The organism is Streptomyces dysideae (assembly GCF_001514305.1).
In the GTDB taxonomy this organism is placed as follows: Bacteria; Actinomycetota; Actinomycetes; order Streptomycetales; family Streptomycetaceae; genus Streptomyces; species Streptomyces dysideae.
In genome coordinates this window covers 141,798-154,533 of the sequence record NZ_KQ949079.1, presented here as the reverse complement: position 1 = coordinate 154,533, position 12,736 = coordinate 141,798, and the positions used below count along the sequence as shown (strand labels likewise).

9 protein-coding genes are annotated in these 12,736 nt (G+C 66.5%); all 9 read left to right on the top strand.

Translation table 11 applies throughout. The features are described 5' to 3' along the window. The first annotated feature begins 15 nt into the window (after positions 1–15). Positions 16–864: a transcription termination/antitermination protein NusG gene (nusG, locus tag AQJ91_RS11090; protein WP_067019033.1), complete on the top strand. Its 849-nt coding sequence runs from the start codon at positions 16–18 to the stop codon at positions 862–864. Between the two features lie 169 nt (positions 865–1,033). Further along, the gene (rplK, locus tag AQJ91_RS11085) at positions 1,034–1,468 is read left to right on the top strand and encodes a 50S ribosomal protein L11 (protein ID WP_033528316.1); all 435 of its coding nucleotides are present in this window, start codon (positions 1,034–1,036) and stop codon (positions 1,466–1,468) included. Positions 1,469–1,545: 77 nt separating this feature from the next. Continuing rightward, positions 1,546–2,271, top strand: a complete 726-nt coding sequence (gene rplA, locus AQJ91_RS11080; protein WP_067019030.1) for a 50S ribosomal protein L1 — start codon at positions 1,546–1,548, stop codon at positions 2,269–2,271. A gap of 111 nt (positions 2,272–2,382) precedes the next feature. Beyond that, positions 2,383–3,273, top strand: a complete 891-nt coding sequence (locus AQJ91_RS11075) for an SCO4651 family lipoprotein (protein ID WP_067019461.1) — start codon at positions 2,383–2,385, stop codon at positions 3,271–3,273. Between the two features lie 283 nt (positions 3,274–3,556). Further along, positions 3,557–4,087, top strand: a complete 531-nt coding sequence (rplJ, locus tag AQJ91_RS11070) for a 50S ribosomal protein L10 (protein WP_067019028.1) — start codon at positions 3,557–3,559, stop codon at positions 4,085–4,087. Positions 4,088–4,201: 114 nt separating this feature from the next. Continuing rightward, positions 4,202–4,588 carry a 50S ribosomal protein L7/L12 gene (gene rplL / locus AQJ91_RS11065; RefSeq protein ID WP_067019026.1) on the top strand — a complete coding sequence of 129 codons (387 nt, stop codon included), beginning with the start codon at positions 4,202–4,204 and terminating at the stop codon, positions 4,586–4,588. A gap of 156 nt (positions 4,589–4,744) precedes the next feature. After that, complete coding sequence (locus AQJ91_RS53470) at positions 4,745–4,933, top strand: hypothetical protein (protein WP_159054529.1); 189 nt, start codon at positions 4,745–4,747, stop codon at positions 4,931–4,933. A 269-nt stretch (positions 4,934–5,202) separates the two neighbouring features. Then, positions 5,203–8,688 (top strand): DNA-directed RNA polymerase subunit beta, encoded by a 3,486-nt coding sequence (gene rpoB, locus AQJ91_RS11060; protein WP_067019024.1) that lies wholly within the window; start codon positions 5,203–5,205, stop codon positions 8,686–8,688. Between the two features lie 94 nt (positions 8,689–8,782). Further along, entirely contained in the window at positions 8,783–12,682 is a 3,900-nt protein-coding gene (locus AQJ91_RS11055; protein WP_067019022.1) for a DNA-directed RNA polymerase subunit beta', read from the top strand. Positions 12,683–12,736: the final 54 nt, after the last annotated feature.

Genomic DNA, 12,736 nt, shown 5'->3' with positions numbered 1-12,736 from the left:
GAAGAAGCAGCCACCGTGTCTGACCAGAACCTGAACGACGCCGTCGAGCCACACGGGCAGGACGTCGAGTCCGTGGAAGACGAGCTCGACATCGTCGAGGGCGCGGACGAGGACCTGGACGAGGTCGAGGCTGCCGACGCCGAAGCGGGCGAGCCCGCCGAGGAAGCCGCCGTGCACGTCGAGGACGAGGACGTCGAGACCGACGCCGAGGTCGAAGAAGAGGCCGAGGAAGAGCCCGCCGAGCCGGTCGACCCTGTCGCCGCCCTGCGCGAGGAACTGCGGACCCTGCCCGGCGAGTGGTACGTCATCCACACCTACGCCGGTTACGAGAACCGCGTGAAGACCAACCTCGAGCAGCGCGCCGTCTCGCTGAACGTCGAGGACTACATCTTCCAGGCCGAGGTGCCGCAGGAAGAGGTCGTCCAGATCAAGAACGGCGACCGCAAGACCATCCGTCAGAACAAGCTCCCCGGCTATGTCCTCGTGCGCATGGACCTGACGAACGAGTCCTGGGGTGTCGTCCGCAACACCCCCGGCGTCACCGGCTTCGTGGGCAACGCCTACGACCCCTACCCGCTGACTCTGGACGAGATCGTCAAGATGCTCGCCCCGGAGGCCGAGGAGAAGGCCGCCCGCGAGGCCGCCGAAGCCGAGGGCAAGCCCGCTCCGCAGCGCAAGGTCGAGGTCCAGGTACTGGACTTCGAGGTCGGCGACTCGGTCACCGTCACCGACGGCCCGTTCGCCACGCTGCAGGCGACCATCAACGAGATCAACGCCGACTCGAAGAAGGTCAAGGGCCTCGTCGAGATCTTCGGCCGCGAGACCCCGGTCGAGCTGAGCTTCGACCAGATCCAGAAGAACTAGTTCCTTCTGGACGTACCGCTTCCGCGCAGGTCAGGCGGGCTCTCGTAGCCGGTCTGACCTGCGCGGTTTTTGGCCGCACAGTCATACCCGTTATCGTTGTGCGGTATGCCTGCGTCCGGGTGGCTTCCCGAGCGCGGGCAGGACCCGAATCGAAAGGACCCGGAGAGCAATGCCTCCCAAGAAGAAGAAGGTCACGGGGCTCATCAAGCTCCAGATCCAGGCCGGTGCCGCCAACCCGGCTCCGCCGGTCGGCCCCGCGCTGGGTCAGCACGGCGTCAACATCATGGAGTTCTGCAAGGCCTACAACGCCGCGACCGAGTCGCAGCGTGGCTGGGTCATCCCGGTGGAGATCACGGTCTACGAGGACCGCTCCTTCACCTTCGTCACCAAGACGCCGCCGGCCGCGAAGATGATCCTCAAGGCCGCGGGCATCGAGAAGGGCTCCGGCGAGCCGCACAAGACCAAGGTCGCCAAGATCACCGAGGCGCAGGTCCGCGAGATCGCCACCACGAAGATGCCCGACCTCAACGCCAACGACCTGGACGCCGCCGCGAAGATCATCGCGGGTACCGCCCGGTCCATGGGCGTCACGGTCGAGGGCTGACCTCCACCTCGTAGAACCACCGTGGAAGGGCCTGCTCGGCCCGCACCACGACTCCTTCAGAACACACAGGAGCAGTAGTGAGCAAGCGCAGCAAGACTCTCCGCGCTGCGGACGCCAAGATCGACCGGGACAAGCTCTACGCCCCGCTCGAGGCCGTCCGTCTCGCCAAGGAGACCTCCGTGACCAAGTTCGACGGCACCGTCGAGGTCGCCTTCCGTCTGGGTGTCGACCCGCGTAAGGCCGACCAGATGGTCCGTGGCACCGTGAACCTCCCGCACGGCACCGGTAAGACCGCCCGGGTCCTGGTCTTCGCGACCGGTGACCGTGCCGAGGCCGCGCTCGCCGCGGGCGCCGACATCGTCGGCTCCGACGAGCTCATCGACGAGGTGTCGAAGGGCCGTCTGGACTTCGACGCCGTCGTCGCCACCCCGGACCTCATGGGCAAGGTCGGCCGCCTCGGCCGTGTCCTCGGCCCCCGTGGTCTGATGCCGAACCCGAAGACCGGCACCGTGACCCCGGACGTGGTCAAGGCCGTGACCGAGATCAAGGGCGGCAAGATCGAGTTCCGCGTCGACAAGCACTCGAACCTGCACTTCATCATCGGCAAGGCGTCCTTCGACGACACCAAGCTGGTGGAGAACTACGGCGCCGCGCTGGAGGAGATCCTCCGTCTGAAGCCGTCCGCCGCCAAGGGCCGCTACATCAAGAAGGCCGCCATCACCACCACGATGGGCCCCGGCATCCCGCTCGACCCGAACCGCACCCGCAACCTCCTCGTCGAGGAGGACCCGGCCGCGGTCTGAGCCTGAGGCTCACCCAACCGGTCACGGGCCCCGCACCTTCCGAGGTGCGGGGCCCGTTCCCTTGCTAGCGTGCAGACACGGGGATGCATCGGGGGGCAACACGTGGGACGACTGAAGAGCGCGAGCGTGCGCAGTACGGCCCTGGCGACCGCGCTGGCGACCGTCCTGACCGGAGCAGCAGCCTGTACCTCGTCCGGCTCCCCGGAGAGCCCCGGCAGGAGCGCCACGCATCTGCGGGCCCTGGCGGCCCTGCGCACGGCCGAGCGGTCCACGGACCGGGCCGACTCCGCCCGCGTCGAGTCCACCACCGCCATGGGTTCGCTGATGTCCATGACCGCCGACGGCACCCTCTCCTGGGCGGACGGCATCGCCGGCACTCTCACCATCACCTACACCGGCGGCACCATGGCCGACACCATGCGTCGGCTCGGCACCACATCGATGGAGGCCCGCTATCTGCCCGACGCGTACTACGCCAGGATGGGCGACGCCTTCGCCGAGAAGACGGACGGCAAGCACTGGATCCGGTACGCGTACGACGACCTCGAGGACCTCGGCGGCGGCTCCGGCGCCTACCTCAAGGACCAGATGCGCAACACCACCCCGAACCAGTCGGTGAACCTCCTGCTCGCCTCCGGGGACGTACGGAGGATCGGCGAGGAGCGGGTGCGCGGCGAGCGCACCACGCACTACTCCGGCACCGTGGACGTGGCCGATCTCACCGCCGAGAACTCCGACCTCGACCAGAACCGCCTCGCCGACCTGCGGGAACAGCTCACCCAGGCCGGCGTCACCACCCAGACGGTCGACATCTGGGTCAACGACCGGGACCTGCTGGTCAAGAAGGTCGAGAAGGGCGAGATGGCGACGGGCGAGCTCACCCAGACCGCGTACTACAGCGACTACGGCGTGCGGGCCTCCGCCCGGAAACCCCCGGCCGGCGACACCGAGGACTTCAGGAACCTGCTGAAGCGGGACGGCGGCCTTGGCGGCACCTCCTGAGCCACCGGAAGCCGATTTGCCTGTCGGCGATCCGGTCCCGTAGTCTCCTACAGAAGCCAAAGACCGCTGGTCGTTGCCGTGCGCTCGCAAGAGGGTTCGGTGGCCGAAGGATCCGCTGAATGGCGGACGACCCGCGCAGGTGACTGTGGATGTGCTCCCGGAGTTCACTGCTCTAGCTGTGAAAGCCCGGTCGAGCTACGCCCCGTGCGCCTGCGCCGGGGCGTTTCGTTTTCCCCAGCCCCTTCCGAGCGGTCCTCATCACCCGGAAGGAGGCCGACGCTCTATGGCAAGGCCCGACAAGGCTGCCGCGGTGGCCGAGCTCGCGGAGCAGTTCCGCAGCTCGAACGCCGCCGTGCTGACCGAGTACCGGGGTCTCACCGTGGCGCAGCTCAAGACGCTGCGTCGTTCGCTCGGTGAGAACGCCCAGTACGCCGTGGTGAAGAACACGCTGACCAAGATTGCGGCCAACGAGGCCGGGATCTCTACGCTCGACGACCTGTTCAACGGTCCGACGGCAGTTGCCTTCGTCACCGGTGACCCGGTGGAGTCGGCGAAGGGTCTTCGTGACTTCGCCAAGGACAACCCGAACCTCGTCATCAAGGGCGGTGTCCTTGACGGCAAGGCGCTGTCCGCCGACGACATCAAGAAGCTTGCGGACCTCGAGTCCCGCGAGGTTCTGCTCTCCAAGCTGGCCGGTGCCATGAAGGGCAAGCAGTCCCAGGCTGCCTCTGTCTTCCAGGCGCTGCCGTCGAAGCTCGTCCGCACCGTGGACGCTCTTCGCGCCAAGCAGGACGAGCAGGGCGGTGCCGAGTAATTCGGCTCGCGAAATGACCGCCGCCGCCTGAGGCGGAGGTCGTAGCGGGCCAACGTACGCCCGCCAGACATGTACATCCCGGCACCTGCCGAATAAGTGGAAGGATCGCCCATCATGGCGAAGCTCAGCCAGGAAGACCTGCTCGCGCAGTTCGAGGAGATGACCCTCATCGAGCTCTCCGAGTTCGTGAAGGCGTTCGAGGAGAAGTTCGACGTCACCGCCGCCGCTGCCGCGCCGGTCGTCGTCGCCGGTGGTGCCGCTGGTGGCGCCGCCGAGGCCGAGGAGGAGAAGGACGAGTTCGACGTCATCCTCACCGGTGCGGGCGACAAGAAGATCCAGGTCATCAAGGTCGTGCGTGAGCTGACCTCCCTGGGTCTGAAGGAGGCCAAGGACCTCGTGGACGGCGCCCCGAAGCCCGTCCTCGAGAAGGTCGCCAAGGACGCCGCCGAGAAGGCCGCCGAGTCCCTCAAGGGCGCCGGCGCCTCCGTCGAGGTCAAGTAACACCTCGCGGGTCCGCACGGACTCGCATGTGGCGCAGCCCTTGTAGAGGGGCTGTAACGCGAACGCACCGAAGAGCGATCATCCATCCGGGTGGTCGCTCTTCGGCGTTCCGGGGCGCCCGGCGGCGGCTGCCTTGCACCGAGGGACGCGCGGAGTATGGTGATCTTCGTCGTGTCTCCGAGGCGCCCCTGGCATACGCCGAAAGTGACGATGGCGGCAGCCGGTTTGGGTATGGGGGGCCTTGACGAACTGCACGCAGCGCGCAATTCTCAGGACGCGTCGCCACAAGGATCCGAATCCGAGGCATGGATCGGCGACGAAGAGGGCAGTATCAACGTGCATTGAGGGCGTGGGCTTGCGCAGGTGTCGAGAACAACGAGGGTCTCAAAGAACCCGCACTGGACATCAGTGTGCCGAGTGGCTACACTGACCCTTTGCGCTGCCTGTTAGCTGTCCCCTGCCCGTCACCAGGGGCATGCCCTCGCTTGAGCACCGATGACTGGACCGTCCCTGACCTGGCCATTCTCTGGCTGGAGAAGGAACCCCCTGTCTCGGTGTCCCGGTGAGGGGCCGGTACGCGCGTAGTGAGTCCGAGCCCTCGGAAGGACCCCCTCTTGGCCGCCTCGCGCACTGCCTCGACCGCGAATACGAACAACGGCGCCAGCACCGCCCCGCTGCGCATCTCCTTTGCAAAGATCAAGGAGCCCCTCGAGGTTCCCAACCTGCTCGCGCTGCAGACCGAGAGCTTTGACTGGCTGCTCGGCAACACCGCCTGGCAGAGTCGGGTCGAGGCGGCTCTGGAGTCCGGTCAGGACGTCCCCACCAAGTCCGGTCTGGAGGAGATCTTCGAGGAGATCTCTCCGATCGAGGACTTCTCCGGGTCGATGTCGCTGACGTTCCGCGACCACCGTTTCGAGCCCCCGAAGAACAGCATCGACGAGTGCAAGGAGCGCGACTTCACGTACGCGGCTCCGCTCTTCGTGACGGCCGAGTTCACGAACAACGAGACCGGCGAGATCAAGTCCCAGACGGTCTTCATGGGTGACTTCCCGCTCATGACCAACAAGGGCACCTTCGTCATCAACGGCACCGAGCGTGTCGTGGTGTCGCAGCTGGTCCGTTCGCCGGGTGTCTACTTCGACTCCTCCATCGACAAGACGTCTGACAAGGACATCTTCTCCGCCAAGATCATCCCGTCCCGGGGTGCCTGGCTGGAGATGGAGATCGACAAGCGCGACATGGTCGGTGTGCGCATCGACCGCAAGCGCAAGCAGTCCGTCACCGTCCTGCTCAAGGCTCTCGGCTGGACCACCGAGCAGATCCTCGAGGAGTTCGGCGAGTACGAGTCCATGCGCGCCACCCTGGAGAAGGACCACACCCAGGGCCAGGACGACGCGCTGCTCGACATCTACCGCAAGCTGCGTCCGGGCGAGCCGCCGACGCGCGAGGCGGCGCAGACGCTGCTCGAGAACCTCTACTTCAACCCGAAGCGCTACGACCTCGCGAAGGTCGGCCGCTACAAGGTGAACAAGAAGCTCGGCGCGGACGAGCCGCTGGACGCCGGTGTGCTCACCACCGACGACATCATCGCCACCATCAAGTACCTGGTGAAGCTGCACGCCGGTGAGGCCGAGACGGTCGGTGAGTCCGGTCGCTCGATCATGGTCGAGACCGACGACATCGACCACTTCGGCAACCGTCGTATCCGCAGCGTCGGCGAGCTGATCCAGAACCAGGTCCGTACGGGTCTCGCCCGTATGGAGCGCGTCGTGCGTGAGCGCATGACCACCCAGGACGTCGAGGCGATCACGCCGCAGACCCTGATCAACATCCGGCCGGTCGTCGCCTCCATCAAGGAGTTCTTCGGCACCAGCCAGCTGTCCCAGTTCATGGACCAGAACAACCCGCTGTCGGGTCTGACGCACAAGCGTCGTCTCAACGCGCTCGGCCCGGGTGGTCTGTCCCGTGAGCGGGCCGGCTTCGAGGTCCGTGACGTGCACCCCTCGCACTACGGCCGGATGTGCCCGATCGAGACGCCGGAAGGCCCGAACATCGGTCTGATCGGCTCGCTGGCCTCCTACGGCCGGGTCAACGCGTTCGGCTTCATCGAGACGCCGTACCGCAAGGTCGTCGACGGTGTCGTCACCGACGACGTCGACTACCTGACCGCCGACGAGGAGGACCGCTTCGTCATCGCGCAGGCCAACGCGCCGCTGACGGACGAGTTCCAGTTCGCCGAGTCCCGCGTGCTGGTCCGCCGCCGTGGCGGCGAGGTCGACTACGTGCCCGGCACGGACGTCGACTACATGGACGTCTCGCCGCGCCAGATGGTGTCGGTCGCGACCGCCATGATCCCGTTCCTTGAGCACGACGACGCCAACCGTGCCCTCATGGGCGCGAACATGATGCGTCAGGCCGTGCCGCTGATCAAGTCCGAGGCCCCGCTCGTCGGCACCGGCATGGAGTACCGCTCCGCCGCCGACGCCGGTGACGTGGTCAAGGCCGAGAAGGCGGGTGTGGTCCAGGAGGTCTCCGCGGACTACATCACCACCGCCAACGACGACGGCACGTACATCACGTACCGCCTGGCCAAGTTCGCCCGCTCCAACCAGGGCACCTCGGTCAACCAGAAGGTCATCGTCAACGAGGGCGACCGGATCATCGAGGGCCAGGTCCTCGCCGACGGTCCGGCCACCGAGAACGGCGAGATGGCGCTGGGCAAGAACCTGCTCGTGGCGTTCATGCCGTGGGAGGGTCACAACTACGAGGACGCGATCATCCTGTCGCAGCGCCTCGTGCAGGACGACGTCCTCTCCTCGATCCACATCGAGGAGCACGAGGTCGACGCCCGTGACACCAAGCTCGGCCCCGAGGAGATCACCCGGGACATCCCGAACGTCTCCGAGGAGGTCCTCGCCGACCTCGACGAGCGCGGCATCATCCGCATCGGTGCCGAGGTCATCGCCGGCGACATCCTGGTCGGCAAGGTCACGCCGAAGGGTGAGACCGAGCTGACGCCCGAGGAGCGCCTGCTGCGCGCGATCTTCGGTGAGAAGGCCCGTGAGGTCCGTGACACCTCGCTGAAGGTGCCGCACGGCGAGACCGGCAAGGTCATCGGCGTCCGCGTCTTCGACCGCGAGGAGGGCGACGAGCTCCCCCCCGGTGTGAACCAGCTGGTGCGCGTGTACGTGGCGCAGAAGCGCAAGATCACCGACGGTGACAAGCTCGCCGGTCGGCACGGCAACAAGGGCGTCATCTCGAAGATCCTGCCCATCGAGGACATGCCGTTCCTCGAGGACGGAACTCCGGTCGACATCATCCTGAACCCGCTGGGTGTGCCGTCCCGAATGAACCCGGGACAGGTTCTGGAGATCCACCTCGGCTGGCTCGCCAGCCGCGGCTGGGACGTCTCCGGCCTCGCGGACGACTGGGCGCAGCGCCTGCAGGCCATCGACGCCGACCGGGTCGACGCGGGCACCAACGTCGCGACCCCCGTCTTCGACGGTGCGCGCGAGGACGAGCTCGCGGGTCTGCTGCAGCACACCATCCCGAACCGCGACGGCGAGCGCATGGTGCTCCCCACCGGTAAGGCGCCTCTGTTCGACGGCCGCTCCGGCGAGCCGTTCCCGGAGCCGATCTCGGTCGGCTACATGTACATCCTGAAGCTGCACCACCTGGTCGACGACAAGCTGCACGCCCGCTCGACCGGCCCGTACTCGATGATCACCCAGCAGCCGCTGGGTGGTAAGGCCCAGTTCGGTGGCCAGCGCTTCGGTGAGATGGAGGTGTGGGCGCTGGAGGCATACGGCGCCGCGTACGCCCTCCAGGAGCTGCTGACCATCAAGTCCGACGACGTCACCGGCCGCGTGAAGGTCTACGAGGCCATCGTCAAGGGCGAGAACATCCCCGAGCCCGGCATCCCCGAGTCCTTCAAGGTGCTCATCAAGGAGATGCAGTCTCTCTGCCTGAACGTGGAGGTGCTGTCCAGCGACGGTATGTCCATCGAGATGCGTGACACCGACGAGGATGTCTTCCGCGCTGCGGAGGAGCTTGGCATCGACCTGTCCCGGCGCGAGCCGAGCAGCGTCGAAGAGGTCTGACGGGAGTTCGGAGGCCTTCGTCATGAAGGCCTCCGGCCCCAGGACCCCCGTATCAGACCCCATGACTTACAACCCTGAGAGGGATTGACGCATAGTGCTCGACGTCAACTTCTTCGACGAGCTCCGGATCGGTCTGGCTACCGCTGACGACATCCGTCAGTGGAGCCACGGCGAGGTCAAGAAGCCCGAGACGATCAACTACCGCACGCTCAAGCCCGAGAAGGACGGACTCTTCTGCGAGAAGATCTTCGGTCCGACCCGGGACTGGGAGTGCTACTGCGGCAAGTACAAGCGCGTCCGCTTCAAGGGCATCATCTGTGAGCGCTGTGGCGTCGAGGTCACGCGTGCCAAGGTGCGCCGTGAGCGGATGGGCCACATCGAGCTCGCCGCGCCCGTCACGCACATCTGGTACTTCAAGGGCGTTCCGTCGCGGCTGGGTTACCTGCTCGACCTCGCCCCGAAGGACCTGGAGAAGGTCATCTACTTCGCGGCGTACATGATCACGTACGTCGACGAGGAGCGCCGCACCCGCGACCTGCCCTCCCTGGAGGCGCACGTCTCCGTCGAGCGGCAGCAGATCGAGAACCGCCGGGACGCCGACCTGGAGGCCCGCGCCAAGAAGCTCGAGACCGACCTGGCCGAGCTCGAGGCCGAGGGCGCCAAGGCCGACGTACGCCGGAAGGTCCGTGAGGGCGCCGAGCGTGAGATGAAGCAGCTGCGTGACCGTGCGCAGCGCGAGATCGACCGTCTCGACGAGGTGTGGACCCGGTTCAAGAACCTCAAGGTCCAGGACCTCGAGGGCGACGAGCTGCTCTACCGCGAGCTGCGTGACCGCTTCGGCACGTACTTCGACGGTTCGATGGGTGCCGCGGCGCTGCAGAAGCGCCTGGAGTCCTTCGACCTCGACGAGGAGGCCGAGCGCCTCCGCGAGATCATCCGTACCGGCAAGGGCCAGAAGAAGACCCGCGCGCTGAAGCGGCTGAAGGTCGTGTCTGCCTTCCTGCAGACCTCCAACAGCCCCAAGGGCATGGTCCTCGACTGCGTCCCGGTCATCCCGCCGGACCTTCGCCCGATGGTGCAGCTGGACGGTGGCCGCTTCGCGACCTCCGACCTGAACGACCTGTACCGCCGTGTGATCAACCGGAACAACCGACTGAAGCGGCTTCTCGACCTCGGCGCGCCCGAGATCATCGTGAACAACGAGAAGCGCATGCTCCAGGAGGCCGTCGACGCGCTGTTCGACAACGGCCGTCGTGGCCGTCCGGTCACCGGTCCCGGTAACCGCCCGCTGAAGTCCCTCAGCGACATGCTGAAGGGTAAGCAGGGCCGCTTCCGCCAGAACCTGCTCGGTAAGCGTGTGGACTACTCCGCGCGTTCCGTGATCGTCGTCGGTCCGCAGCTGAAGCTGCACCAGTGCGGTCTGCCGAAGGCGATGGCGCTGGAACTCTTCAAGCCGTTCGTGATGAAGCGGCTCGTGGACCTCAACCACGCGCAGAACATCAAGAGCGCCAAGCGCATGGTGGAGCGCGGCCGCACCGTCGTGTACGACGTCCTCGAAGAGGTCATCGCCGAGCACCCGGTGCTGCTGAACCGTGCGCCCACCCTGCACCGCCTCGGCATCCAGGCCTTCGAGCCGCAGCTGGTCGAGGGCAAGGCCATCCAGATCCACCCGCTCGTCTGCACCGCGTTCAACGCGGACTTCGACGGTGACCAGATGGCCGTGCACCTGCCGCTGTCCGCGGAGGCGCAGGCCGAGGCCCGCATCCTGATGCTGTCCTCGAACAACATCCTCAAGCCCGCCGACGGCCGTCCGGTGACGATGCCGACCCAGGACATGGTCCTCGGTCTGTTCTTCCTCACCACCGACGGCGAGATGCGGAACGTCAAGGGCGAGGAGCGCTCCTTCTCCTCCGTCGCCGAGGCGATCATGGCGTTCGACGCCGGTGAGCTCTCGCTGCAGTCGAGCGTGGACATCCGCTTCCCGGTGGGCACCATCCCGCCGCGCGGCTGGACTCCGCCGGCGCAGGAGGAGGGCGAGCCGGAGTGGCAGAACGGTGACTCGTTCCGTCTGCGGACGACCCTGGGCCGCGCGCTCTTCAACGAGCTGCTGCCCGAGGACTACCCGTTCGTCGACTACGAGGTCGGCAAGAAGCAGCTCTCCGAGATCGTCAACGACCTCGCCGAGCGGTACCCGAAGGTCATCGTGGCGGCGACGCTCGACAACCTGAAGGCGTCCGGCTTCTACTGGGCCACCCGTTCCGGCGTCACCGTCGCCATCTCCGACGTCGTCGTTCCCGAGGCGAAGAAGGAGATCGTCCGCGGCTACGAGGCGCAGGACGAGAAGGTCCAGAAGCAGTACGAGCGCGGTCTGATCACCAAGGACGAGCGCACGCAGGAACTCATCGCGATCTGGACCAAGGCGACCAACGAGGTCGCCGAGGCCATGAACGAGAACTTCCCGAAGACCAACCCGATCTTCATGATGGTGAACTCGGGTGCACGAGGCAACATGATGCAGATGCGTCAGATCGCCGGTATGCGTGGTCTGGTGTCGAACGCGAAGAACGAGACGATCCCGCGTCCGATCAAGGCGTCGTTCCGTGAGGGCCTGTCCGTGCTGGAGTACTTCATCTCCACGCACGGTGCCCGTAAGGGTCTGGCGGACACCGCCCTGCGTACCGCCGACTCGGGTTACCTGACCCGTCGTCTGGTGGACGTCTCGCAGGACGTCATCATCCGCGAGGAGGACTGCGGCACCGAGCGCGGTCTGAAGCTGCGGATCGCCTCGCGCGGCGCCGACGGTGTCCTGCGCAAGGCGGAGGACGTCGAGACCAGCGTCTACGCCCGCATGCTCGCCGAGGACGTCGTCATCGACGGCAAGGTGATCGCGCCGGCCAACGTGGACCTGGGCGACGTGCTCATCGACCAGCTCGTGCACCACGGGGTCGAGGAGGTCAAGACGCGTTCGATCCTGACCTGCGAGTCCCACGTCGGCACCTGCGCGATGTGCTACGGCCGTTCGCTGGCCACCGGCAAGCTGGTCGACATCGGTGAGGCGGTCGGCATCATCGCCGCCCAGTCCATCGGTGAGCCCGGTACCCAGCTGACGATGCGTACCTTCCACACCGGTGGTGTGGCCGGTGACGACATCACCCAGGGTCTGCCCCGTGTCGTCGAGCTCTTCGAGGCTCGTACGCCGAAGGGTGTCGCCCCGATCTCCGAGGCCCAGGGCCGCGTCCGGATCGAGGAGACCGAGAAGACCAAGAAGATCGTCGTCACCCCGGACGACGGCAGCGACGAGACGGCGTTCCCGATCTCGAAGCGTGCCCGGCTCCTGGTCAGCGAGGGCGATCACGTCGAGGTGGGCCAGAAGCTCACCGTGGGTGCCACCAACCCGCACGACGTGCTGCGCATCCTGGGTCAGCGTGCCGTCCAGGTCCACCTGGTCGGCGAGGTCCAGAAGGTCTACAACTCGCAGGGTGTGTCGATCCACGACAAGCACATCGAGATCATCATCCGGCAGATGCTGCGCCGCGTGACGATCATCGAGTCCGGCGACGCCGAGTTGCTGCCCGGTGAGCTGGTCGAGCGCTCGAAGTTCGAGCAGGAGAACCGTCGTGTGGTCCAGGAGGGCGGTCACCCGGCCTCCGGTCGTCCGCAGCTCATGGGTATCACCAAGGCCTCGCTGGCCACGGAGTCCTGGCTGTCGGCGGCGTCCTTCCAGGAGACGACCAGGGTTCTGACGGACGCGGCGATCAACGCCAAGTCCGACTCCCTGATCGGCCTCAAGGAGAACGTCATCATCGGTAAGCTCATCCCGGCCGGTACGGGTCTGTCCCGCTACCGCAACATCCGGGTCGAGCCGACCGAGGAGGCCAAGGCCGCGATGTACTCGGCCGTCGGCTACGACGACATCGACTACTCGCCGTTCGGCACGGGCTCCGGCCAGGCCGTTCCGCTGGAGGACTACGACTACGGTCCGTACAACCAGTAAGGCGTGCGTCTGTAGCACGAAGCACTGAAGGGCGGTCACCCCGTGGGGTGGCCG